This window comes from Bellilinea caldifistulae (genome assembly GCF_001306055.1).
Taxonomy (GTDB): domain Bacteria; phylum Chloroflexota; class Anaerolineae; order Anaerolineales; family Anaerolineaceae; genus Bellilinea; species Bellilinea caldifistulae.
Genome location: NZ_LGHJ01000014.1, coordinates 28,089 through 52,192 on the forward strand (window position 1 = coordinate 28,089; position 24,104 = coordinate 52,192).

Sequence of the window (24,104 nt, forward strand, 5' to 3'; positions counted from 1 at the left end):
AGGGCAGGGGGAGAGTTGATTGGTTATTCGGGTAATCCTGGACTGGGTTGAGCCTGCTCGATTAATGCCGGGGTGTCTGCGGAGGCAAAGCTTGAATTTTCCAACGCGTCCAGCCGGTTGAGCAAGAAGTCAGCCACTCGTTCGCCAATCGGGCGGGCGTAAAAGGCCACACTGGCATGCCCGCAGGGAAACCATAACAGGCGGGGTTTTTGCCAGGCCTGCCACAATTTTCGCACATTTTTCGGGGTGATGATCGGGTCATGTTCACCGCCGACCAGTAATATGGCTTCGCGCGGCAGGGCTGGTTTGAAGTTGCCCGGCGCGAGCATATACCACCACTTTTCGAGATCCGCCGGGTACACCCCGGCTTCTTGCAGTTCTTTACGGATCAGCCGGAAGGAAAACCCGGCAAAGATGATGTTCGCCAGCGAAGCCCCGCCTAGCAGGGAAATCAGCCCAAAGGGGCGGTCATCTACCACACCAGCCATTAAGGAGGTGAATGCCCCCAGACTAAGACCGCCAATAGCCACCGGCTTTTTCTGCACCTGAGTAATCCAGGTGATCATTGCGCGCAGGTCTAACACTCCCTGGCGGAAGGATTGCACCGTGCGCTGGACATCCGCGCTTAGCCCATACTGGCCGCTCCAGCTGCCCCGCGGGGCGCGCTGCATGTGATAGGGCAGGGCGAGGTAGTAAACATCCATTCCGGCGCGGGCTGCTGGTTCGGCAAACCATTTGAGCGGTGCAAAGGTGTTCATCTGGTAGCCGTGCAGTAAAATCAGGGCTGCGCTGGATTCCCCCTCGCTTTGCAGGTCGGCCATACCGTGGACAATGTTGTTTTCCGGATGTGGGGATTGGAAGAAACTGGGAAAACGAAAGCGGGCGTGGGTTCTCCCGTCCAGCCAGCGGTGAACCGAGTCGAATTCAATCTCGGGTGGAGTTGGCGGAATCGAATAAAATACGGATGGGTCTTGGGGTTCGGTCGGGCTGATTTCCCAAACATTGCTGTGGAATTGGGGACTGGCAGCCAGCAGGCGCAGCGAACCAAGCGTGACCTCGATGAAATTATCAATCAAATGGGCAAACGTGCGGTTCAAAAGGAATTCCAATCTAAATCGGGTATGATCGGTTTGAGTATATCCTGTTTTTCAGCGGAATGGAATTATTGACCCTTTAAACCCTTTTGTTCCAGAGCGTTTCAAACGGCGTGAAAGTTGCACCGCAGGCATTCACAGAAAAAATGGAAGCACACAAGGAAAGCGTGATGAAATACATCCGGATCATCTGGCTGGGATTGGTCATCGGTTTGGTGGGGCTGCTATATATTAAACCGACACTGGCACAAAGCGGCGGCGGAGAGACCAGCCGCCTGTTCCTGCCTTTAATCAGCCGGATGAGCGAACCGGTCTGGCTTGGGCCGGAAAGCGCCGATGTGGTCAGTATTGCCTATGACCGGCGGGTGGAGGATCGTGTCTATCTCGGCACGTGGGGGGCGGGTGTTTTCGTCAGCGAGGATGGGGGCATTCGCTGGAAACGGCAAAGCAGTGGCCTGGATAATTTGTACATTCAGCGTCTGGCGGTTGATCCGCTGCAAGCAGGAGTAGTTTACGCCGGCACTTATGGAAGCGGTATTTACAAGACGAACGATGGCGGCTGGAACTGGTATCCGGTCAATCAGGGGGTGATGAACGGGGCAATTGTCTATGGTTTGACGGTTGACCCGCAACAACCCCAGCGAGTATATGCTTCGGCGCGGGTGGCGAACCGGAACGAAGAGCCATGGGGCGGGGTGGTTTACCGCAGTCTGGATGGCGGCCTGACCTGGCAGGCGGTGTTGCAAAACATTGGCGGAAGTAATGTTCAGGATTGGGTGTACTCCCTGGCGGTTGACCCGCAGAATCCTCAACGGGTGCTGGCAGCCAGTCATGAGCATGGGATTTACCGAAGCCAGGATTATGGCACTACCTGGCAGGCAGCCAATTCGGGAATCAGCGACCTTTCCGGGCGGGCAGTGGTTTTTGACCCGCGCGGCCGGATTGCTTATCTGGGGGTGTGGCATCGCACCGGCGAGTTCAAAACGCTCAACGGTGGGGATGGCTGGATCTTACAATCCAACGGCCTGACGGGTTCAAAAATTTACGATCTGGTGGTCAACCCCCATAACCCCGAGCAATTGCTGGCGGCTACCTTCATGATGAATTTTTCGGATACCGAGCGCGGGGTGGCGCGCAGTGACAACGGCGGCGAGCTGTGGGTCAAATCCGGCTTACAGCCGTATTTTATCTACACGGTGGCGGTCAATCCGTTCAACGGCAATGAGATGCTGGCCGGTACGGTGGATTACGGTGTTTTCCGCTCGACGGACGGCGGTAAAAACTGGATTGCCCGCAATGAGGGTTTAATCAACGCAACCGTCACGCATCTGACTTTCGATCCGAATTTACCGCAGGTCTGGTATGCTGCCGTGCAGGGACGGGGGGTGTGGCGTTCGCCGGATGGCGGAAACCACTGGCAACCGTTCGGCGAGGGGCTGGAAACCACGAGCGTTTACAGCCTTGCCTGGGAGGGACAAGACTCCCGGCGTATTCTTGCCCTCACGCCGGCTGGCTGGATGGCAGCGGATAGTGACGGAGAAGGGACATGGGAAGCGGTTGAGCCGACTCAAATAGCGGTGGATGAGATGACTTACCGGTCTTTTACGGACTGGCAGGAGTACCAACCGCCAAAGCCGGGGTTTGAATTTGAGGTGCACCCCAGCCGGTCGGTTCAACCTGTCCTGAACGGAATGTCCCTTCCTGGTAACGGTGTCATGAGTGACGCATTGCCGGTTGATGTGAGGATTTACACTTTGCTTCAAGCCCCGTTAGAAGGCTGGCTGGCTGGGACGAGCGATGGGATTTATCAACGAGAGAGCGGGGCTGCCTGGCAACCAGTCGGTTTGCAGGGGCAGACGGTGGTGGGGCTGGCGATTGATCCGCTTCGCAGAGATTGGATTGTGGCTGTTACCCCATCCCAAATCTGGTTGAGCCGGGATGCTGGACGTACCTGGCAGATGCAGGATGCCGGCATGCCCCTGGACGGCATTCAAGGGGTCTGGTTTAACCCGCAGGGACGTTTGTTGGTCAGTCTTGTTCACCGCGGGCTGCTTTGCCTTGACCGGCCATGGTGACCGCTGCGATACGTTATTTGCGCATACGCTGGATTTTTTCTGCCAGTCGTTCGTCGAACCGGCTGCGATCCATCAGAAAGCGCTCGTGTTCACCTTCGGCGATCTTCTCGATTTCATCCCACGCCTCAACCTTGAAACGCAACCGGCGGCCGTCCACTTCCATTAACTCGGCGCAGAATCGCACCTGCATGCCGACCGGTGTGGCGGCCAGATGGCGGATGTTGATGCACGTCCCTACGCTGCCTTGATTTTCTTTGAGGTAAGGCAGAAGAGATTGATGGGCGGTGCGTTCCAGATAACCGACCAGTCGCGGAGTGCTCAAAACGGGGGGAAAGCCCTCGCCGGCAGAAAAACGAGCGGTATCGCTTTCCTGAACGGTGATGGTCAATTCAGCCTTCAAGCCGGGTTGTATACTCATGATTGGCTACTCCTCATCGTTTATTTTGTGCAGGTGAGATCACTGGCTTTATTTTACCGGAATCCGATTGTGCGCGGGATTTTGGCGCTAAAAAAGTCGGAATCACAAAAGTTTTACAAAGTCATAACACAGCCAGACTTTGAAAGGTTTATAATAAATTCAGGTACGTAAAATCCGATTCACAAAGGAGAGGAAAAAATGCTCAGCAAACGTTTACTTGACGAAATGAACACGCAGATCAAGCTGGAGCTGTACTCCGGCTATCTGTACCTGGCAATGTCGGCTCACTTTGACGAGGCCAATTGGGGCGGTTTTGCCAAATGGCTGAAACTGCAGGCCAAAGAAGAGCAAGAACATGCCCTGAAATTCTACGAGTACATTCACGACCGCAACGGCAAAGTGACTCTTCAGGCGATTGATGCACCGCCCAGCCAGTTTGGCACGCCGGTTGAGATCTTCGAAGAAGTCCTCCGCCACGAGCAGTCGGTGACGGCACGCATCAACCTGCTGTACAGCATTGCCGTTGAAGACAAGGACTATGCCAGCCAGGAATTCCTCAACTGGTTCGTCAAAGAACAGGTGGAGGAAGAGAAGAACGCTACCATGGTGCTGGACTGGCTGAAAGCCGCGGGTGACTCGGTCAATGCCATGTTCCAGATCAATGCCATGCTGGGCCAGCGTGAGGACGAGGAAGAAGAGGATTAAGTTAAACCAGAGAGGGCAGGATGAACGCCCAAAATTCTGCAACTGCTAGCGAGCAGTCACCCCAAAAAAAGAACAACACAATCTGGATCATCGTGCTGGTACTTCTAGCACTGATGCTGTGCGCCTGTCTGGCGGTGATTGTGCTGCTGGGGCTATTCGGCCCGGTAGTGGGAAACGTATTTTCCAATATCATTCTGACTGCTGAACCGCTGCCTTAAGTGGAGATGCCATCAGCGGAAAATTTCACGGCGGGGGTCACCCGCCGTGATTGTTTTTTTCGACAAAACCTTGTTTTTAGATGGGGTTTTTAGTAAAATATATGATAAATATCATCTAAATTGGAGGATAATATGGCCGAGTACGCACACCCGGAATTTCTGGTTGAGACCGAATGGGTTGCCCAGCACCTCGATGATCCCAGCGTGCGGATTGTCGAGTCGAATGAGGATGCCCTGCTGTATGATACCGGTCATATCCCCGGCGCGGTGCGGGTGGACTGGTTTACCACACTTCAGCACCCGGTGCGGCGCGACTTTTTGACCAAAGAGGAATTTGAGGCTTTGTGTTCCAGCCTGGGTATTTCCAATGATACGACGGTGGTGTTTTACGGCGATAAGAGCAACTGGTTTGCGGTGTATGCGTTCTGGCTGTTTGAATATTACGGACATGAAAAACGTAAAGTGATGAATGGCGGGCGCGCCCGCTGGATCGCCGAAAACCGTCCGTTGACGACCGAGGTGCCTTCTTACCCGCCCACCACATATCGCGCCAAAGAACCGGACGCCAGCATCCGGGCTTTCCGTGATGATGTCATGCGCCACATTCAAGAGCGTTTGCCGCTGGTAGATGTGCGCTCGCCTAAGGAGTACACCGGTGAACTACTGCACATGCCCGGCTACCCGCAGGAAGGCGCTCAGCGCGGTGGTCACATTCCCGGTGCGGTGAACATTCCCTGGGCGCAGGCCGTAAATGAAGATGGCCGCTTTAAATCACCTGAGGAATTGCGACAACTCTACCAGAGCCGTGGCGTCACCCCGGACAAAGAGATTATTGCCTACTGCCGGATTGGCGAGCGTTCCTCGCACACCTGGTTTGTGTTGAAGTACCTGCTGGGTTATCCCAAAGTCCGTAACTACGATGGCTCGTGGACGGAATGGGGCAACCTGGTGGGTGCCCCGATCGAAAAAGGCGAGGGGAGCCAGGTGTGAACGTCAACCTGCCACCTCGTCTGGCTGAAATCGTCAGCGATTTTGCGGAGTGCGAAGGGCGGGAAAAGCTGGAGTTGCTGCTGGATTATGCGCGCCGCTTCCCCCCGCTTCCTGCCGAATTCAATGCCGATTCGGATGCCGAAGACGTGCCGGAATGTATGACCCCGGTACGGATGAGCGCCAAATTGACCAACGGACGGCTGACCTTCGCCTTCGATGTGCCGGCCGAATCCCCGACGGTACGCGGCTATGCCATGATCATCATGGAAGGACTGAACGAAACAACGCCGGAGGAGATTTTAGCCATTCCGGCGGAGTTTTATTTGCAGATGGGCCTGCAGGATGTGCTGACCGCTCAGCGCCTGAACGGCATGGCTGCCATTCTGGCGCATGTCAAACGACGGGCAGCCGAGGCGTTGGAGAAAACCGACTAAATCACGCCCAGTTTTTTGCCGACTTTTGCAAATGCTTCCAGCCCCTTGTCCAGATCATCCCGGCTATGGGAGGCGGAGATCATCACACGGATGCGGGCTTTGCCGCGCGGTACGGTGGGGAAGCCAATCGCCATGGCAAAGACATTTTCTTCAAACAGTTCGCGGCTGAATTGCTGGGCTAACGGTGCTTCGCCCAGCATGATCGGCGTTATGGGGGTGACGCTTTTACCGGTATCAAAGCCCAGTCGTTTCATCTCGGCTTTGAAATAGCGGGCGTTTTCCCACAGGCGATCAACCAGATCGGTGGATTCTTCGAGTAAATCCACCGCGGCTATGGCGGCGGCCACATCCGGCGGGGTTACAGCGGAGGAAAACAGGAACGGACGTCCGCGCTGGCGCAGCCATTCCACAATCAGTGGGTCGCCGGCAACCACACCACCGACCACCCCAAAGGCTTTGGAGAGCGTGCCGACCTCCACATCCACTTTGCCGTGCAGGTTGAAATGATCCACGATGCCGCGTCCGCCTTTACCCATGACCCCTTCGCCGTGGGCATCATCCACCATCAACATCACCCCGTGCTTGCTGGTTACTTCGTAAATTTGATCCAGCGGGGCAATGTCGCCATCCATGCTGAATACCCCGTCGGTGACGGCCAGGGCGCGGCGGTACTTGCCTTGATTTTCGAGAATCACCCGTTCCAGATCGGTCGGGTCACAGTGGGCGTAGCGGATGATCGGCGCGCCGGAAAGCCGGCAGCCATCAATGATGCTGGCGTGGTTCAATTCGTCGGAAAAAATGACATCTTCTTTGCCGACCAGCGCCGGAATGGTGGCAAGGTTGGCGGTAAAGCCGGACTGAAAGGTGATTGCTGCCGGTACTTTTTTGAAAGCCGCCAGCCTTCTTTCAAGTTCAAGGTGGATTTCCATCGTTCCGGCAATGGTGCGTACCGCTGCCGGTCCAACACCGTACCGGTCGAGAATCTCGCGGGCGGCTTCGATCAGGCGCGGGTGGTTGGCCAGCCCTAAATAATTATTGGAGCAGAAGTTCAGCACCCTTTTACCGTCCACAATCAGCCAGGCGCCTTGCGGCGAGCCAATCGTGCGGATGCGATTGTATAAGCCGTTCTCTTTGAGCCCTTCGATCTCTTGCTGGATCCAGGTTAAACGTTCGGTCATTGCCACCTCTTTTTGGAATTGGGAATGGGGAATTTGCAGGGACACTTTATTTCATTATACCCCTTCCGTATCATCCGCTCCAAGATACCCCAGCCGTGTGAGTTCGGCGAGGATGGCTTTTTTTGCGGATGGCCGGATAAGCACCAGGCGGGGGGAAATTTCTTCGATGATATGGCGATTGAGGCGGCTTTTACGCAAAGCGGCCAGAATAGCGGGGTCTTCTACCCGCAGCAGCATGGCCTGCTGCAGGCGTACCTGAACACCATGCTGCTCCCAGCGCTCCACTGCTTGAAGTAGAGCCGGCGGCAGAGGATCTGCAACGGCTTTACGCAATAAACCGATCAGGTGGGCGCTGCGCAGTCCCTGCTGACGGGCGCGTTCCAGTGAAGAGGGGGTGATCTGATAGCGGTATGTGTCCGAATCGCCCGGAAGCCAGTGACAAAAACGGGCAATTTGATAGCGGAGGCTGCGGGGTGCCCGGCGTTCCACCTGAATGATACCCTCACTGTTGACTCGGGTTGCGCCGGTTTCCTCTGGCAATCCGGCAGGAGGCCGGTTATTGAACAGGGCTTCGGCCCAGGCCGAAAAACGAAAAGCCAGCGGGGGAGTCTGGCTGTCACGGCTTGCCAGATCCATCCACCCCAGCCAGTGCAGCGGCGAAGTAATCAGGTAATTCAACAAAGCGCCGTCCACTTCATCCCAGCATTCAAAGCCGCGCAGGTACTGTCCGTCGCTGTACCGGCGGATGAACCACGAGTCGTAATCACCTGCCGGGCGTTGGAAATCGGGTTGTTCGTGCTTAACAGCCGTGATGAATGCCCGCAGGTCCCACCAAACTTCCGCCGGGAGTGATTGCAGTAAAGCCAACACGCGCTGGCGGGTTTGAAGGGGATCGTTGCGCCATTCCCCTTCAAAAGCCAGACCGGGCAGCATTCGCAAATCGTTATAAGCGGTTGAATTCAGCCAGGCCTGTGCCAGATTCAATAAGGCGGCCGCCCGTTGTGTTTCAAGGAACTGGCGCACCCGTTCAGGCACCGGCTTGTCGTGTTCATCTATCAAACCGGCGGCTACCAGCAAGCCGCGCAAATCGCGCACTGGCAGGTGGATATGAGGCGCAATCTCGGCTTCGTCCATGCCGATTCGCATCCCGGCCAGGAGGGTGCAGGCATCATCCAGTACCCGGTCGCTGACCGGTATCTCAACCGCGTAATCCTGAGGGAAGGCAGCCTGTCCCAGTACCGGTGGGGGAGGTGCATCGGGGTCCGGCAGTAAACGGACAAGATCATCCGGTATGTAGGCAAATTCTTGCGGTTCGGGCGGCAGGTTGAGGAAGGCTTTGCCGATCAGAGCGCGGTACCACAACATTTCGGCAGGAGAAATGGGATTGAGATCGGGCCTTTCGCGGTCGCGGCGGCCAATCCCAAAGGTGCGAATTTCGCCGTATTTGCGGCTGAACAATCCCCAAGGCAGGCGTCCCTGATGCACCCGCAGGTCTTGAAAGGCACGCCGGGCGCTCTCCGGCAGGCTGGCAATGATTTCTTCGATCAGCGGCCGGTCTAGCATGGCTTGAATGAGTTCCGGCAGGGCGTGGTGAACATCGCGGGCTTGGAGTTCCAACCCCCACAATCCGGCTACCATTTTGAGGAAACCGAGGTCATGACCTTGCAGGGTGTGAATCAATTCGGGCATAGAGGGGGATCAATCGGATTTTGGAATATTCATGCGTATAGCCGCAGGGATCGCCTGAACACGGATCTGGCGGATGGTCGAATCCAGTCCGGCGTAGATTTCACCATCGGTATGAATGTACAGCGGATGATCCGAGACCAGTTCCAGATTCTGGAATCGCCCGTGGCAGGCATACGAAAGACGTTGATGGGTGCCCTGCATGACGAATGGAATGGTGTAGAACATTTGCAGGCGGGAAATCTGGCGGATGCCGAGGTAGTCCAGTTTGCCATCGCGCGGGCTGGCCTGGGGGGCAACCCAAAAGGCTCCACCTTCACGCCGTCCGTTGCACAGCACCAGCATCAGCAGACGATCCTGCCAGTGTTTGCCATCTTGAACCGCCTGTAACCCGAGCGGCGTGTGATTAAAGAGAATGGTCTGTAAAGCCGAGAAGAAGTAGATCAAAAATCCACGCACCCAGCGGATGCGGCGCGAGCGGATGTTGACAACGGCATCAAACCCGATGCCCAGTGTATTCGTCCAGTATTCAGTGTGACCGCGGTCATCCTCGATCCGGGCGATGTCCACTTCGCCAACCGTTCCATCCAGCGCCAGTTTGAGGGCTTCCACCGGGTCGGTTGGAATGCTCAGGCTGCCGGCCAGATCGTTGCCGGAGCCGACCGGGATGATGCCCATCACCGGGCGTTGTTCGGGCGGCAGTTGCATTAAGCCGTTCACCACTTCGTGAACGGTGCCATCACCGCCCATGGCAATCAGTTTATGGCAGCCCTGCGTGGCAATTTGGTGGGCCAGTTCAATGGCGTGGCGCGGGTAAGCGGTGAACACCCATTCTAAATGGGACGAAGGCGGGGAAATTTCTTGCAAACGCGCAGCAACGGCGCTGGCTTTGGTTTGATTGGCATGCGGGTTGCACAGAATCACAGTCTTAGAGGACATCATGGCACTCATCTGGATGTGGACGGGATGCGCTTGATTATACTCAATTCACCCAACGATATTGTAAGGTCAAAAGCCATTCTCGGCAGCAGGATTGCGTTGTGAATGAGCGTACATTTGTTATAATTCTTTCAGACTTTCTCGTCTTCCGAGGCTGCACATGGCATTACGGGGCAATCTGCGCGATTTTTCCATCACCCAACTCCTCAATCTGATCAATCTGGCGCATAAAAGCGGTACTCTGGTGATTGAAGGCACCAGCGAAGTTGCTCAGATTACCTTTCGGGAAGGAAAACTGGCCTATGCCCAGATTGGCAGCGAGGAGAACGATCTGGCAGCCATCTTGCAGCGCAGCCGTAAAATCACACCCAATCAGGCGCGGGTCATTCGAGAAAGAACCCGGAAGATGAGCGATAAGGAAGTCGGTCTCTTGTTGATCAATGCCGGTTACCTGACCCAGAAAGATATTTTGGAAAGTGTACAGAATTATTGTGTGGATGTCGTCCGCCGTTTGTTTACGTGGGTGGAGGGTTCGTTTAACTTCAACCCGGATCAATTAACCCCCGATGGTAAGATTCCGGTGCGCATTGACCTGGAGAACCTGATTATCGAGGGTTCACGCCAGTTGCGCGAATGGGAGCAGCTGCAGGAAGAGATCCCCAGTCTGGATATGGCACTCAAATTTACCGAGCGCCCGGGTACCAACATCCGCAACCTGAACCTGAGTTTGGAAGAATGGCGGGTGGTGCGTTACGTCAACCCAAAGAATACCATCCGGCAAATTGCACACGCCACCAAAATGAACGATTTGGAAATCCGCCGGGTGGTATATGCCTTGTTACAAGCCGGGTTAGTGGAACTTGTCCGCCCGGGCGGTGTGCCGTTGGGCGGAATGGTGCGTCCGTTTCAGACCACCAATAAGCAGGAGCAGGTATCTCTGCTCAACCGTTTGATCAACAAGATTCGCTCGATCTAAACCCTGTTTCCTAAGGAAGCACGATGCAGACAGTCAAAATTGTAGTTACCGGGCCATTCAATGCAGGCAAGACCGAATTCATCCAATCCGTCAGCGAGATTGATGTGGTCTCTACCGAACGAAAGATTACCTCGGCCGCCGAAAAGGTGAAGGAAAGCACCACCGTCGCATTGGATTTTGGCCGTATTACGGTTGACGATGATCTGGTGTTGTATTTATTTGGAACGCCCGGACAGAAACGGTTCGATTTCATGTGGGAAATCCTCTCCGAAGGGATGCTCGGGTTTGTGGTCATGGTGGACAGTACCCGCCCGGAAACCTTCCGCGAAGCGCGCACTATTTTGGAAACCTTCCGGGCGTATGCTCCTACCCCTTACGTGGTGGCAGCCAATAAGCAGGATTGCAAAGACGCATGGGACATTGAGGATATGCGGCTGGCGCTGCGACTGGATCCTAAAGTTAAACTGCTCTCGTGCGTTGCCAAAGATAAAGAAAATGTCAAAAAAGTCCTGCTGGAATTGCTCTACAGCATTCTGGAAGAGATGGGGGAGGGTAATTCGTGAGCCAACGGGGGAGTTAAACCAGCGTGTCATCCATTACGACTGATCAGGGCATCCTTCATTACGAAGTCTACGGTCGCGGCAAACCGGTTATTTTGCTCCACGGCTGGCTGGGATCATGGGGGTTGTGGCAGGAAACCATGACCTATCTGGGTCAGTATTACCGCACCTACGCGCTGGATTTTTGGGGTTTTGGTGAATCGGGTAAAAAACTGGATACCTACGAGGTTAGTGAGTTTGTTTCGCTGGTGGACCAGTTTATGGACAAACTGGGTATCATCAGCGCGCCGCTGGTGGGGCACAGCATGGGGGGTACGGTCAGCCTTTCGGTGGCGTTGCGCTATCCTCAGCGGGTTGAAAAGGTCGTGATCATCGGCTCACCGGTGGTTGGTTCTTCGCTGGCGCTGCCGCTCAAACTGGCCGGCTGGCGGGTAGTGGCATTCCTTTTGTTTAGTTTTTTCCCGGTTTTCCGGGCTGCCATGCGGATTGCTTCGCCGACTATTTGTCGTGACCCGCGATTCCCGGATATGATGGATCGCGATCTCTCCCGCACCACTCTCGAATCCTTTTTAACCAGCATTGCCTCACTGCGCCGCACCGACCTGCGCAATGAGATTCACCGGATTCAGGTGCCGGTGATGGGGATGTTTGGCGACCGGGATAACATTGTCAACCCAAACCAGGGCAAAGCCCTGCAAAAGGGTTTGCCCAACGCGCGCATCGAGCGTTATCCCAATGCCGGACATTTCATCATGCTCGATGAACCTCGTCCTTTCATGCTCACCTTGAAAGAATTTCTGGATACGCCCTCGTCCAACCCTGTCCCATGAATCCTTCTCCGCGTTTGAAATACTCCCCTGACCTTAACAGCCTTATTCTGGAAGGTTTGACCGAGTTTCTCGGTGACCAAAAGCTTGAAATGCTGCTGCAAGCCATGCCTGCTGATCGGTTGCGCTTTGACCTGGAAAGCCTGCATGAGGCATTACGGGCCGCTTATGGCAGCCAATCGGCTGCCGGGATTCTGGTGCGGGCTGGCAGAGCAGCCTTTGCGCGGCTGTTGCTGAAATTTGCTGCCGAATTGGGATTTGAAGATCAGGGTTTCCGTCTGCTGGCACCCCGCCGCAAGATGGGGGTGGCTTTGCAGAATCTGGCAGACTGGCTTCAACGGCAGGGGGCTGGTAGATTTGAGGTGCGGCGTGTGACGAACGGCTGGCAGTGGCTCCATCGGGTTGATTTTGAAGGTCAGACCGACAACAGAGCGACAATGGCCTGTCCTTTCCTGCTGGGGATGCTGCAAGAATTATCCTACTGGGTCAGCAGCGGCCGTATTCACCCCATCCGCGAGGAAGCGCATTCCCAAGGCTGCCTGCTGGAAATCGAGTCGAAACCGCTGGATTGAGAGGACCGGATGCTGAAAATCATTTTACAGTGTCCCCGTTACCTGGAACCTTTCAACGAGCGCGCCCGTGATTTGAGAATTTTCAATAAACCATTGTGGCTTCAACAGCGCGATGTGCTGGCGCCTTACACCACCCGCGAACTGGAATTGCCCCCCGAAGCGCGCCTGCCGCAAACCGCTGAGCCGTGTATCGTTTACCGTGATAATTTGTTTTTTGACGAGGGCTTTATGCAGGCCTTCATGCGGGAAGCCCTGCGCCGGCCGTACCCCTCACGGGCGGCGTTGTCCATCCATGACCCTGCTTTCCGGGAACATTGTTTGCCGCTTTCTACTTCCTATACGCCGGCGGGGGATATTTATCTGGCGGATTTGTGGTACTACCCGCGCGGTCCCGAGCCGAGCGCCGAACCACTGGTGGTGGATTTGCAGGCGCGGGAAATCGGCTATTACCATGTTCCGACTTATATGGCGAGTGAATCGGGTGATCTGGTCTATCAGGTGCCGCTGCGCAGTCTGATTGCGATTGATTCCTGGGTGCATATTTTCATCGCCGATACGGTGTTTGGCCTGTTTGGTCGCGGGGCGCGTTTTGAAGATCGTCTCAACCGTGATCCTTTCTTCAAACTCAGCATTCTGGCAACCGCTTTGTATGAGGGTAAGCAGGTGCTGGAATGTTCTAAACTGGTACGGGTGGGACGCAACTGCTCGATTGACCCTACTGCCATCATTCACGGCCCCACCACCATCGGGGATAATGTGACCATCGGGGCCGGGGCGGTGATTGAAAATTGTATCATCGGCGACAATGTCAATGTCTCACAGGGCTGCCAGTTGATGCTTTCAGTGGTGGGGGATGGCACCTTTCTGCCGTTTCGGGCCTCGTTATTCATGACCACCATCATGGATAACAGCATGGTTGCCCAAAACACCTGCTTGCAGATGTGCGTGGTGGGGCGGAATACTTTCATCGGTGCGGGTTCCACCTTTACAGATTACAACCTGATTCCCTCACCCATCCGGGCGCGGGATGCCTACGGCCAATTGCAGCCATCCAACCGCCCGGTGCTGGGGGGATGTGTGGGTCACAATTGCCGGATTGGGGCTGGTATGATCGTCTACCCGGCGCGGATGATCGAATCCGATGTGATTTTGTTCGCTTCCAAAGAACGGCGGGTGATTGACCGGGACATCCGCTATGAGGACAGCGATCACCATCGCTTGAAGGACGGTCATCTGCATCCACGTTTGTACCCGCGCCCCGGTGAGGCAGGCGTCGAAAGCTGGTGAGTCACTCCTTAATCCTTACAACTCCCTAACCAGACCGCCTTTGGACGGGTAATTTTGTTGCCAGAAATGGCGGTTTTGCGTAAGATTAAGTGTTGTACCCGATTTCCACCGTCTGGATCCCCGGCTGGGCGGAATGGGTTACGCAAGATGCTCCGGGGGAAAGCCCATGCCTGATCTCTTGAGGGAGGCACCCATGAGTAAAGCCCGCCTGTTGATTGTGGAAGATGACGTGGATATTTCCAACATGCTGCGCATTTATTTTACCTCGCAGGGCTATGATGTGGATATTGCCCCACGCGGTTCGGATGCGCTGGAAAAGACCCGTCAGGTCATGCCCCATTTGTTGATTCTGGATATCATGCTGCCGGATATTGACGGTTACGAGGTCTGCCGGGTGCTGCGCACCAATACCCGCACCAGCCACATTCCGGTGCTGTTCCTGACCCAGAAGGACGAGCGCAGCGATAAACTCAAAGGTCTGGAACTGGGGGCGGACGACTACATCACCAAACCCTTTGATATCGAAGAGCTGAAACTGCGTGTCCAGAATGCCCTGGCGCGTTCCGAACGGGAAAGCCTGACCGACCCGCAAACCGGCCTCCCCTCCGGCCGGTTGATTGAGGATCAACTGCGCAAATTGATCCGTCAGAACGACTGGGCATTTCTGGATATTCGCATCAATCACTTTGAGCCATTCAAGGATGTTTATGGTTTTATTGCCGGCAATGATGTGCTGCGGTTCACCGCCATGTTGTTGGGCGAAGTGGTGGATGAGCTTGGTACACAAAATGACTTTATCGGCCATGTTGGCGGAGATAACTTTGTCGTTTCCACGACGGCTCAGGCGGGGGCTGCCATCAAGACCCGCCTGAAAGCACGGTTCAAGGAAGAAGTACTCTCGCATTACAATTTTTTGGACCGTCAGCAGGGTTTTGTGCTGGCTCCGGGTAAAGACGGCCAGATGACCCCCACTCCCTTTATGACTTTGGCGGTTGGTTTGGTCTCACCGCTGACCCATCAATTCGCCGATATTCGCGAAATTACCGAGATTGCTGCCGAAGAACGCCGCCGCGATTCAGTTTAGGGATCGGTCAGGGATACCCGCATGGTGTTTGAAAACCCGCTCATTCTGGGTGTTGTACTGGCAGGCAGCGGTTTGCTTTTTTGGCTTGCAGCTGCCGGCCTGATTCGTTGGGTATCCCGTTCCCCAAGACCGCACTCGATCCTCGTCCCGGCTGAAGAAGCGGATAATCCGAACGCCGACCCGATTTTAATTGTGGAAGCCGGTGGAAGGCTGGCGTGGATCAATTCCACGGCCCGGCAGTTGTTTGGCTTGAAGGAAGGCGAATCCGCCAATCTGGAGGGCCTCTCTCGTAAAATCCGCCCGGCAAACGCGTTGTTGAATTTATGTGCCACAGATGGCCAAACCCGCCTGATAGTTGAAGGTAAGGCCATCGAGGCAGCTTCTCAGCGTTTACCGTTTGGTCAGCCGGAATGGAGGTTAATCACCTTTCGCTCTGGAGAAAGCGGCGGGATGATGGGCGCAGCCCAAACCGGTCTACTGCCAGCGCAGACCTTGCAGGTTTTCCTGGACCTGACACAGGCCATGGCTGCCAGTCTGGATGTGGAGCAAACCCTGTTCTCCATCCTTGACAATCTGGATCGTTTGGTGCCGGCCGATTTGCGCGAGATCAACCTGTACGATGAAGAAAGCCAGACTTTCATCCCCTATCGCATGCTGGCGATGGCGGATGGCGAACGCAAACTGCTCCTGGCCAGTGAACGCTACGGCCGGGAGGAGGGTCTTTCGGGGGTCATCGCTGTCTCGCGTCAGCCATTGCTGGTGCCCGATTTGGAAAAAGCCACCGACTTAAGCACAATCCTTGACCGGCGTAAATATCCGGTTCGTTCATTTCTGGGCGTGCCGTTAGCAATCGGCGAGCAGTTCATCGGTACCCTTGAGCTGGCTTCCTTTGCCGCAGATGCCTTTCAGCCGCAGGATCGTGATCTGTTGACTTTGATTTCCGGCCAGGTGGCGGTTGCCATTCATAATGCATTACTTTACCGGCAGGAACAACGCCGAACCGCCGAGCTGAACGGCCTGGCTCAACTGGCGCAGGCGTTCAGTTCGGTGCGCGATACGCGCGGTCTGTTCGAGCGTTTGGTCAGCGCCATTCAACCACTCGTGCGGGTACAAATCCTCGGATTTTTGCTTTATAACGAAGCCAGCCGCACGCTTCAGGCTCAGGTGCCGTTTGCCGGAATTCCCGAACAATTTTTGGAGATGTATCGGATAGCGGTGCAGCCCGGCAGTCCCCTGGAAACCGCTCTGCTGGCTCAGGATGTGCTGATCAGCGACCATGCCGCAGAAGATGAGCGCTGGATCGAACTGGGATTACAGCCCATTGCGGTTGCTGCCGGCCTGCGGGATACGGTGATGATGCCCCTCGCGGTCAGCGGGCGGGTACTGGGCTATTTGCAGGCTGCCAATCATTTGCAGGAAGGCAGCAGTTTTAATCAGGATGAATTACATTTGTTGATGATCGTAGCCAATCAGGTTGCCCCGATCATTGATAATGCGTCTTTGTTGCAACAATCCCGCCTGCGCGCTCAACGCGCCGAAGGTTTGCGGCGGATTGCCAGCCTGTCCAGTTCAGCGGCAACCCTGGATGAGATTCTCAAGTTCTCGCTGCAGGAGCTGGTGCGCCTTTTACAGGCCGACCTGGCTGCTGTATTTCTGCTGGATCAGAACCGGGTTGTCCTGCAATTGCACCGTCCTTCTCAATATGGCGATGCGGGGGAGGTGCCGGAGCGCCTGACCCGCCTGCTGGCGGAGGATGCTCAGTTTCCGTTTACTTCGGCCGGCAGCCAGCACATCATTCAGCTCAATCAAGCGGTAGAGGAAAAACCGATTGTTCCCTTTTACCAGCAGCTGATTCAATCGTGGAGGATTGAATCGCTGATTGTCGTGCCGTTGGTGGTACGAGATGAGGGCATTGGTGAAATCTGGATTGCCAGCCGCCAGCCCAACTTTTTTGACCCGGGTGATGTGCAACTGATGGCAACAGCTGCCGGGCAACTGGCGGGGGTGGTGGAACGCAGTTACCTGCTGATGCAGACGGATGAGACTCTCCGGCGGCGGGTGGAGCAGATGACCTCCCTGACCCGCATCACCCGCGAATTAAGCACCTCGCTGGACTTGAAGCACCTGCTGCAACTGGTGTATGACGAAGCCCTGCGTACCACGCGCGCCGATTGCGGTACCATCCTGTTCTTTGAGCTGGAACAACCACCTGAGGCGACTCCGCAAATTCGCTTTTGGGTGGGCGACCCGCCGCCGTCGCAACTTTCTTCCCTTGAATTGCAGGTGATTGCCAGCGGAATGGGTTATGTGCTGCGCGATGTGCACAACCCGGATTATTACCTGCCCCACGAAGGCGTGCAGTCGGTGCTGCTGGTGCCGATTTACCATCAAGACCGGGCCGGCGGACTGATTTGCCTGCATAGCTCGGAGAGGGAACATTTCGATGAATCGGCGATGGACATTGCCCAATCATTGGCGGCTCAGGCGACGATTGCGCTTTCCAATGCGGTGCATTACGAAGAACAGACCCGCCGTGGTACTTTACTCAAGCGCCAGTTGGATACCCTCGCTGAGTTGTATCAGGTTTCACGCTTTTTACGCCCCAATCAACCGCTGGAAAAAGCCTTGGAAGCCATTGCCGAAGCGATTGTGGATGCCACCCCCTTCCGGGCGGTGTTGATCAGCGTCTATGATCCGGACGGTAATTGTTTGCACCGGGTAGCCCATAAGGGAATTTCGCCTGAGATGTGGGAGGAATTGCGTTCGCGGGTTCAGCCATGGCGCGGCATATTGCAGTTATGCCAGCCGGAATATCGTGTGGGGGATGTGTACTTCATCCCCGCCGACAAGCAGCCGCTGGTGCCGGAGGAAGTTCACACCATTACCGTTTTGCCCGGCAGTGAACAGCAGGGCGAGTATTTATGGAATGCTGATGATTTTCTGCTTGCGCCGTTATATGACTCCAATGGGGAGCCGCTGGGGTTGATCAGCGTGGACGACCCGCGCGATGCCCGGCGCCCGGACCGTCCGACACTGGATGCGCTGGAAATTTTTGCGGTGCAGGCTTCGCTGCTGATTGAAAACCACCGTCATCTGGAAAAAACCCAGACCGAATTACGGCAATTGCTTGAAGAAAATCAACAATTGCGTACCTCGGCAGAGGCAGCCCGCCAGCAAATCCCGCAGTTGCTTCAGCGTCAGGTGGAGGATCTGCTCGAAATTCGCCGCCTGTTTCGGCAGGTGGAACGGGTGCGTGCCGGATTGGAAATTGCCGCACAGGCCAGTTTGCAGCAAAATACCCGGGCTGCGCTGATCAGCATGGGACGTGCCTTGCTGGAACATTTTGCCTTGTCCATGGCGCTGGTTGCCGAGGGGGATGCTTCCGGCGGACGTCTGATCGAGGTAATCGGCGAAATCCCTCCCGGCAGCAATCCCGAAGCGTTGTTCGGTCAGCGCAATCCACTGCGTCAGGCTTTACTGGATGGCCGTCTCATCCTTTCGCCGCAGGTGGAAGAGGATCCTATCTGGCGCGGAACTCCGCTGTTGAACGGCTTGGGCAGTCGCAGTTTTGTGGTCTTCCCGTTTGAAATTTCCTCGGAGCACCGGGCGGCGGTGATGGTTTGCGGCGCAGAACCGATGGAAGCCTTTGAAGCCGAGGACGCTCAGGTTTACGAACAACTGTGCCGGCAGGTGAGTATCAGTCTGCAGAACCTCGAATTGCTTGCTGAAACCCGCCGGCGGTTGGGAGATGTTAATTTACTGCTGGAATTTAGCCGCAAGTTGGGCAGTCTGGATACCGGTAGCATTCTGCAGAGTCTGCTGGAAAGCGCCTTACAAGTGCTGCCATCCGCCGATGCCGGCTGGGTGGGGTTGATCGAGGAAAATGGCGGCAGGATTGTGCCCATGCATGCAAGCGGTTACACGGATGTCGAGGCTTTGCTGCAAATTCGCTACGATCCGGAGCGGACACCACCGCCATTGCCCCTGCGGGTTGTGCAATCGGGTAATCCACTGAGGGTAAATGAGATTCATTTCGCCGCAGATTACAACCTCTCCGCCGAGGATTTGATACGATATCAGAAAGCCAGCCGCGCAAGACTTCCGATCTCGGTACTGGTCTTGCCAATCCGCCTTGGTGAACGCTGTATGGGCGTGCTGGTGTTGGAGAATTTCGATCAGGCCGAGGCTTTCAGCGCCGAGCATGAAAGTCTGGCGCTCTCGCTCGCTCAGCAGGCTGCACTGGCGCTGGAAAATGCCCGTCTGTTCCGCTCCATTCAACAGCGGACGGCTCAGTTACAGGCGTTAACGCAGGTCTCTTCGACGATTACTTCCAGCCTGCAAACCGATGCACTGATCGCCAGCCTGCTGGAGCAATTGCAAAAGGTGGTGCCATTCGATACGGCAACCCTCTGGCTGCGCAAAGGTGATTGGATCGAAGTCGCTGCTGCGCGCGGTTTTGATGACGATCAGGCGCGGATCGGATTGACCGCGCGGGTTGAGGATAGTATCTTGTTTCAGGAAATGAGCCGTTCAGGTCTGGCCATTTCGGTTCCGGATGTCCGCGCTGATGCCCGTTTTACCCGCCTGCTGGTGCCGGATTATCTTTCCTGGCTGGGGATACCCCTGATTGCCAAATCCGAATTGATTGGGGTGATCGCGCTGGAGAAACGCGACCCTGATTTTTATACGGAGGATTACATTCAGGCGGCGATGACCTTTGCCGGGCAGGCAGCGGTAGCCTTAGAAAATGCGCGCCTGTTCGAGGAAAGTCAGCGCCGGGCTGCCGAACTCGATCAACGTTCCAGCCGTCTGGCTTTGCTCAACCGCTTCTCGGCTGATTTAGGCGCATCCCTGGAGGTGCTCCCCATTCTCCAACTGACCTGTGAGCGGCTGGCGGATGCGTTGGATGTTACACGGGTTGGAGCGGTGTTGATTGACGATCAGGAGCGCCTGCTTTTGGTCACGGAAAGTCCACCGGTTGAGGATGCCCTCCCCATAACCCTGCCGGCAATCCCGCTCATCCAGCAATTACGCGATTCGCAGGGCGTGTTCAACACCGAAGATGCGGAAGCAGAAACTGGATTGGCTGAATGGCGGACGGCGTTCCTCGCCAGCCGTAAGGTGCGCGCCCTGGTGATCATCCCCCTGATCAGCGGGCAGGAAATTTCTGGCTGGCTGATGCTGCAATCCGAGCAGAAAAAGCGGTTCACCGCCCAGGAAATTGAATTGGTGCGGACGATCAGCAATCAGGCGGCAATTGCCATGCAAAATGCCCGCCGTTTTGAAGAAATCCGTACCCTCAAAGAGGATTTGGAGCGCCGGGTAGAAGAACGCACGGCGGCGCTGAGTCGGGAGCATCACAAATCCCAGACGATGCTCAAAGTGACCACCGAACTTTCGGCCAGTCTGGATATTCATCAAGTCCTCAGCCGTTCGTTGAGTGTTTTGAATGAAGCCCTGCAAATTGATGAAAGTCTGATCGTCCGCGATGCCGGACGGGTCGTTGTTCGGGCCGGTCAACTTCTGGAAAGTTCGGCCTCACCCGAAGGCCATACCCTCGAACACCAGATTCACCAGTATCTGATGCGGGTCCGAAAACCGCTGTGGATTGAGGATGTCCATCTGGATTCACGCTGGCAAACCGATCCGCATCAACCACCGGCATACCGCAGTGTTGCAGCCATTCCCCTGATTCTGGGCGAAGAATCGCTCGGTACACTTATGCTGCTCCATCGCGAAAAGGGGCATTTTCAAGCGGAGCAGACCGGGTTGTTGGAAGGGATTGCCCGCCAAATTGCCATCACCCTCAATAATGCCGAATTGTTTGGTTTAATCCGCGATCAGGCTGAAAACCTGGGTGCCATGCTGCGTGATCAGCAAATCGAGGCATCCCGCTCGCGCGGTATTCTGGAAGCCGTTGCAGATGGCGTGATTGTCACGGACGTCAATCAGATCATTACGTTGTTCAATGCTTCTGCCGAAGCCATTTTGGAGGTAAACAGCAACAAGGTGATCGGTAAGCCGCTCGAACAGATTGCATCGTCGTTCGAGGGGAGTGGCAGTCAGTGGATGACGGTGATTCAGCGCTGGTCGGAGGGAAGTTATCCCTCGCCGGGCGAAGCCTACGCCGAACAGATCACCCTCAATAACGGGCGGGTGGTCGCGCTGCATCTGGCGCCGGTCATCTGGCGCAATGAATTTCTGGGTACCGTATCCATCCTGCGGGATATGACCCACCAGGTGCAGGTGGAACGTCTGAAATCGGAGTTCATCGCCAATGTCTCCCACGAACTGCGTACCCCCCTGACTTCAATTAAGGGATATACCGATATTTTGTTGATGGGCGCTGGTGGCGAGTTGACCGAAAAACAGGTTCACTTCATTGAAATTTTACGAGAAAACGCAGAGCGCTTGAACATACTGGTTAATGACCTGCTGGATGTCTCCCGCATTCAATCCGGTAAAGTCATGCTTGAGGCTCAGCCGCTGGATTTGCGCCTTCTGGCCGAAGAGATTTTGGGCGAAATGCGTCAGCGTTCGGTGGAAACCGGAAAACCGATGCAGTTTTTACTGGAAGCGCCGCCTTCCTTGCCGCATGCGCGTGGAGACCGCGAACGCACCCTGCAAATTTTACGCAGTCTGGTCAGTAACGGCTTCAATTACACTCCCGAAAACGGTCAGGTGAAGGTACGGATTTCGGCTCGCGAACATGAGGTACAGGTAGATGTCATTGACAATGGGATTGGCATTCCGCCCAAAGACCATTCCCGCATTTTCGACCGTTTTTACCGTGGTGAAAGTCCTCTGGTCATGGCAACCCCCGGCACCGGTTTGGGACTGGCGCTTTCCAAAATTCTGGTCGAAATGCAGGAAGGCCGCATCTGGTTTTCTTCCACCGGGGTACCCGGTGAGGGCAGTGTATTTTCCTTTACTCTGCCAATCTACCCTTTGGAAGGTTGAGTGGAAATGGCGAAAATTTTAGTGGCTGAGGATGAAAAGGATATCCGTGACTTGCTCTCATTTACCTTGCAATTTGCCGGTCACACTGTGATTACCGTGAACAACGGGGAGGAAGCCTGGCAGGCTGCTCCCAGCGTCATGCCGGATTTGATTTTAATGGATGTGCGCATGCCGCGAATGACCGGTTATGAGGCCTGTCAACGCATCAAAGCCGACCCGCAAACCGCTCACATTCCGGTGGTGTTTCTCTCTGCCAAAGGGCAGGAAGCCGAGATTCAACAAGGCCTGCAAGCCGGCGCCAGCGAGTACCTGCTGAAGCCCTTTGCGCCGGATGAGCTGACCCGCCGGGTGGCAGAATTGCTGGAACGCTTTGCCCAAAAGAAGTAACCATGAGCGCAATCCTGATTGAGCAAGATATCATTCACTATGAAGTACTGGGACGCGGCCGCCCGATTCTCTTTTTACATTCGTGGGTCGGTTCGTGGCGCTACTGGATTCCGATGATGCAGGCCGCTTCGGTCGGTTATCGGGCTTACGCGCTGGATTTGTACGGTTTTGGCGATAGCGCCAAGAATCGCCAGTACTCGCTGGAAGCGCAGGCCGGTCTGGTTGAGGCTTTTCTGGAAAAACTGGGGATTGGCAGGGTGGCGATTGTTGGACACGGATTGGGGGCACTGGTTGGCCTGCTGTTTGCGCTGCGCCATCCGGGGGTGGTGGATCGCGTGATGGCAGTCGGTTTTCCGCTGGATGAAACCATGATCAGCGGGCGGCTACGCAATACCTCACCGGTTGATCTGGCAGAAAGCATGCTGGGCAAGACGCCGCTCAGTGAGCCGGTTACTACCGATGCCGCCAAGACCGATCCGGCGGCGATTGTCGGTTCACTCAGTGATGTGGTGCTGCAATATGCAGGTGGTTTATGGGCGAAGTTAAACACGGCCTGTCTGCTGGTGCACGGCAACCGCGATGCACTGGTGCAGCCACCACGGCTGGACCAGATTGAAAAATTGCCGGAACACGCCCACCTGATTCAATTTGAAGAAGGCGGTCATTTTGTCATGCTGGACGACAGCAGTAAATTCAACCGGCTGATGAACGATTTTCTGAGCCTGCCTTCGGGAGAAAGCCCGCAGCAATTGCAGTTGAAGGAAGAATGGAAGCGCCGCGTGCGCTGATGCTTGCAAATTTCCGCCGCGGGGTATCAATGGCAGGGAACGCAAACCCGACTCCGGTTATGTCAGTTGTGGTTTCACCAGTTCCTGAAAAGTTTTCAGACAGCGTTCGCGTTCTCCCTGCGTTTCGGCGTTACAGGAGAAAATCACCACATCCACCCCGGCCTGGCGGTAAGCCTGTAACTGTCCGGCAATTTGCTCCGGCGAACCGCTGAAGGGCTGATCCGGTTGGGGATTGGAGGAAAACTCAAGCCGGGCGCGCATACACACCATAAAAGGGCGGTTGAGCAACAACGGGCGCACCGATTCGAGTGCGGAGCGGATTTGTTCGACTGGCTGAGTGTTGGGATGCCAGCCGTCGGCGTAATACACCGCTCGTTTGAGCGCGGTGGGCGAGTCACCGGCGACCCAGATTGGCGGTCCGCCGGGTTGAACGGGGGGCGGCGAAAGCACAACCTTTTCAAACCGGTAGTAAGTGCCGGAAAAGGAAATTACTTTGCCGCCCCGCCAGAGAGTACGCAACACTTTCAAGGCTTCGTCCATGCGCTTGCCGCGGTTGTGAAAATCGTAACCCAAATTGGCATATTCCCCCTCTGACCAGCCAATGCCGGCGGCCAGAATCACGCGTCCACCGCTGAGTGCGTCCAGCGTGGCAAGCTCTTTGCCGATTTCCAGCGGGTTACGCTGAGGCAGCACCAGCGCCGAAATTCCCAACCGAATCCGTCGCGTGCTGGCAGCCAGATAACTGAGGGTGGTGATGGCTTCGAAGATATGGCCGAATCGCTCGGCATCCGCCTGTGGGAGCGCCAGATGATCGGTGACCCAAATCGAGTCAAAACCCAATTCTTCGGCTGCCAGCGCGGTATCGAGGATGCTCAGACGGGTTGCGTTTTTGCCGTAGGTCGGCAGGACGACGCCAAACTTCATCG

20 protein-coding genes are annotated in these 24,104 nt (G+C 55.6%); 14 read left to right on the top strand and 6 right to left on the bottom strand.

Annotated elements, in window-relative coordinates; genetic code table 11:
• Positions 1-23 precede the first annotated feature (23 nt).
• Positions 24-1,097, bottom strand: a complete 1,074-nt coding sequence (locus AC812_RS08550; protein WP_145962506.1) for an alpha/beta hydrolase — start codon at positions 1,095-1,097, stop codon at positions 24-26.
• 167 nt (positions 1,098-1,264) lie between these two features.
• On the opposite strand from AC812_RS08550, the gene AC812_RS08555 reads away from it, so the two are divergent.
• On the top strand, positions 1,265-3,169 hold the full coding sequence (locus AC812_RS08555) for a WD40/YVTN/BNR-like repeat-containing protein (RefSeq protein WP_169787279.1): 1,905 nt from the start codon (positions 1,265-1,267) through the stop codon (positions 3,167-3,169).
• Positions 3,170-3,182: 13 nt separating this feature from the next.
• Here AC812_RS08555 and AC812_RS08560 read toward each other — a convergent pair whose 3' ends face one another.
• Positions 3,183-3,587: a thioesterase family protein gene (locus AC812_RS08560; protein ID WP_061913881.1), complete on the bottom strand. Its 405-nt coding sequence runs from the start codon at positions 3,585-3,587 to the stop codon at positions 3,183-3,185.
• Between the two features lie 198 nt (positions 3,588-3,785).
• Here AC812_RS08560 and AC812_RS08565 point away from each other — a divergent pair, with 198 nt between their 5' ends.
• The 4 genes from AC812_RS08565 (at position 3,786) to AC812_RS08580 (ending at position 5,934) form a co-directional block, all read left to right on the top strand.
• A complete protein-coding gene (locus AC812_RS08565) occupies positions 3,786-4,292 on the top strand; it encodes a ferritin (RefSeq protein WP_061913883.1) in 507 nt (168 codons plus the stop codon).
• Between the two features lie 20 nt (positions 4,293-4,312).
• Entirely contained in the window at positions 4,313-4,510 is a 198-nt protein-coding gene (locus AC812_RS08570) for a hypothetical protein (protein WP_061913885.1), read from the top strand.
• Between the two features lie 132 nt (positions 4,511-4,642).
• Positions 4,643-5,500, top strand: a complete 858-nt coding sequence (locus AC812_RS08575) for a sulfurtransferase (protein WP_061913887.1) — start codon at positions 4,643-4,645, stop codon at positions 5,498-5,500.
• Positions 5,497-5,934 carry a SufE family protein gene (locus AC812_RS08580; RefSeq protein ID WP_061913889.1) on the top strand — a complete coding sequence of 146 codons (438 nt, stop codon included), beginning with the start codon at positions 5,497-5,499 and terminating at the stop codon, positions 5,932-5,934. Before AC812_RS08575 ends, AC812_RS08580 begins: the two co-directional genes overlap by 4 nt.
• Here the strand turns inward: AC812_RS08580 and AC812_RS08585 are convergent.
• The 3 genes from AC812_RS08585 to AC812_RS08595 are packed head-to-tail and all read right to left on the bottom strand — an operon-like array spanning position 5,931 to position 9,737.
• Positions 5,931-7,112 (bottom strand): glycine C-acetyltransferase, encoded by a 1,182-nt coding sequence (locus AC812_RS08585; RefSeq protein ID WP_061913947.1) that lies wholly within the window; start codon positions 7,110-7,112, stop codon positions 5,931-5,933. The two genes, AC812_RS08580 and AC812_RS08585, sit on opposite strands and share 4 nt — an antisense overlap.
• A 54-nt stretch (positions 7,113-7,166) precedes the next feature.
• Entirely contained in the window at positions 7,167-8,801 is a 1,635-nt protein-coding gene (locus AC812_RS08590; protein ID WP_061913891.1) for a helicase-associated domain-containing protein, read from the bottom strand.
• 9 nt (positions 8,802-8,810) lie between these two features.
• On the bottom strand, positions 8,811-9,737 hold the full coding sequence (locus AC812_RS08595) for a diacylglycerol/lipid kinase family protein (RefSeq protein WP_061913893.1): 927 nt from the start codon (positions 9,735-9,737) through the stop codon (positions 8,811-8,813).
• Positions 9,738-9,897: 160 nt separating this feature from the next.
• Here AC812_RS08595 and AC812_RS08600 point away from each other — a divergent pair, with 160 nt between their 5' ends.
• From AC812_RS08600 to AC812_RS08640, 9 genes are all read left to right on the top strand, one after another.
• Entirely contained in the window at positions 9,898-10,713 is an 816-nt protein-coding gene (locus AC812_RS08600; protein ID WP_061913895.1) for a DUF4388 domain-containing protein, read from the top strand.
• Between the two features lie 23 nt (positions 10,714-10,736).
• Positions 10,737-11,276 (top strand): GTP-binding protein, encoded by a 540-nt coding sequence (locus tag AC812_RS08605; RefSeq protein WP_061913897.1) that lies wholly within the window; start codon positions 10,737-10,739, stop codon positions 11,274-11,276.
• Positions 11,277-11,299: 23 nt separating this feature from the next.
• Positions 11,300-12,103 (top strand): alpha/beta fold hydrolase, encoded by an 804-nt coding sequence (locus tag AC812_RS08610; RefSeq protein WP_061913899.1) that lies wholly within the window; start codon positions 11,300-11,302, stop codon positions 12,101-12,103.
• Positions 12,104-12,159: 56 nt separating this feature from the next.
• The gene (locus AC812_RS08615; protein WP_145962508.1) at positions 12,160-12,672 is read left to right on the top strand and encodes a type VI secretion system baseplate subunit TssF; all 513 of its coding nucleotides are present in this window, start codon (positions 12,160-12,162) and stop codon (positions 12,670-12,672) included.
• Positions 12,673-12,681: 9 nt separating this feature from the next.
• Positions 12,682-13,959: an LbetaH domain-containing protein gene (locus AC812_RS08620; RefSeq protein WP_061913903.1), complete on the top strand. Its 1,278-nt coding sequence runs from the start codon at positions 12,682-12,684 to the stop codon at positions 13,957-13,959.
• Between the two features lie 193 nt (positions 13,960-14,152).
• Entirely contained in the window at positions 14,153-15,043 is an 891-nt protein-coding gene (locus tag AC812_RS08625) for a GGDEF domain-containing response regulator (protein ID WP_061913905.1), read from the top strand.
• 21 nt (positions 15,044-15,064) lie between these two features.
• Entirely contained in the window at positions 15,065-22,003 is a 6,939-nt protein-coding gene (locus AC812_RS08630; protein WP_061913907.1) for a GAF domain-containing protein, read from the top strand.
• 6 nt (positions 22,004-22,009) lie between these two features.
• Positions 22,010-22,390 (top strand): response regulator transcription factor, encoded by a 381-nt coding sequence (locus tag AC812_RS08635; protein ID WP_061913949.1) that lies wholly within the window; start codon positions 22,010-22,012, stop codon positions 22,388-22,390.
• A 2-nt stretch (positions 22,391-22,392) separates the two neighbouring features.
• Positions 22,393-23,178 (top strand): alpha/beta fold hydrolase, encoded by a 786-nt coding sequence (locus tag AC812_RS08640; RefSeq protein WP_061913909.1) that lies wholly within the window; start codon positions 22,393-22,395, stop codon positions 23,176-23,178.
• A gap of 57 nt (positions 23,179-23,235) precedes the next feature.
• Here the strand turns inward: AC812_RS08640 and AC812_RS08645 are convergent, their stop codons facing one another.
• Entirely contained in the window at positions 23,236-24,102 is an 867-nt protein-coding gene (locus AC812_RS08645; protein WP_061913911.1) for a TIGR03619 family F420-dependent LLM class oxidoreductase, read from the bottom strand.
• Positions 24,103-24,104: the final 2 nt, after the last annotated feature.

Coding starts and splice junctions, on each gene's coding strand:
- AC812_RS08555 (WP_169787279.1), top strand. CDS start 1,265: ATGAAATACATCCGGATCATCTGGCTGGGATTGGTCATCGGTTTGGTG.
- AC812_RS08560 (WP_061913881.1), bottom strand. CDS start 3,587: ATGAGTATACAACCCGGCTTGAAGGCTGAATTGACCATCACCGTTCAG.
- AC812_RS08565 (WP_061913883.1), top strand. CDS start 3,786: ATGCTCAGCAAACGTTTACTTGACGAAATGAACACGCAGATCAAGCTG.
- AC812_RS08570 (WP_061913885.1), top strand. CDS start 4,313: ATGAACGCCCAAAATTCTGCAACTGCTAGCGAGCAGTCACCCCAAAAA.
- AC812_RS08575 (WP_061913887.1), top strand. CDS start 4,643: ATGGCCGAGTACGCACACCCGGAATTTCTGGTTGAGACCGAATGGGTT.
- AC812_RS08585 (WP_061913947.1), bottom strand. CDS start 7,112: ATGACCGAACGTTTAACCTGGATCCAGCAAGAGATCGAAGGGCTCAAA.
- AC812_RS08590 (WP_061913891.1), bottom strand. CDS start 8,801: ATGCCCGAATTGATTCACACCCTGCAAGGTCATGACCTCGGTTTCCTC.
- AC812_RS08595 (WP_061913893.1), bottom strand. CDS start 9,737: ATGTCCTCTAAGACTGTGATTCTGTGCAACCCGCATGCCAATCAAACC.
- AC812_RS08600 (WP_061913895.1), top strand. CDS start 9,898: ATGGCATTACGGGGCAATCTGCGCGATTTTTCCATCACCCAACTCCTC.
- AC812_RS08605 (WP_061913897.1), top strand. CDS start 10,737: ATGCAGACAGTCAAAATTGTAGTTACCGGGCCATTCAATGCAGGCAAG.
- AC812_RS08620 (WP_061913903.1), top strand. CDS start 12,682: ATGCTGAAAATCATTTTACAGTGTCCCCGTTACCTGGAACCTTTCAAC.
- AC812_RS08625 (WP_061913905.1), top strand. CDS start 14,153: ATGAGTAAAGCCCGCCTGTTGATTGTGGAAGATGACGTGGATATTTCC.
- AC812_RS08630 (WP_061913907.1), top strand. CDS start 15,065: ATGGTGTTTGAAAACCCGCTCATTCTGGGTGTTGTACTGGCAGGCAGC.
- AC812_RS08635 (WP_061913949.1), top strand. CDS start 22,010: ATGGCGAAAATTTTAGTGGCTGAGGATGAAAAGGATATCCGTGACTTG.
- AC812_RS08640 (WP_061913909.1), top strand. CDS start 22,393: ATGAGCGCAATCCTGATTGAGCAAGATATCATTCACTATGAAGTACTG.
- AC812_RS08645 (WP_061913911.1), bottom strand. CDS start 24,102: ATGAAGTTTGGCGTCGTCCTGCCGACCTACGGCAAAAACGCAACCCGT.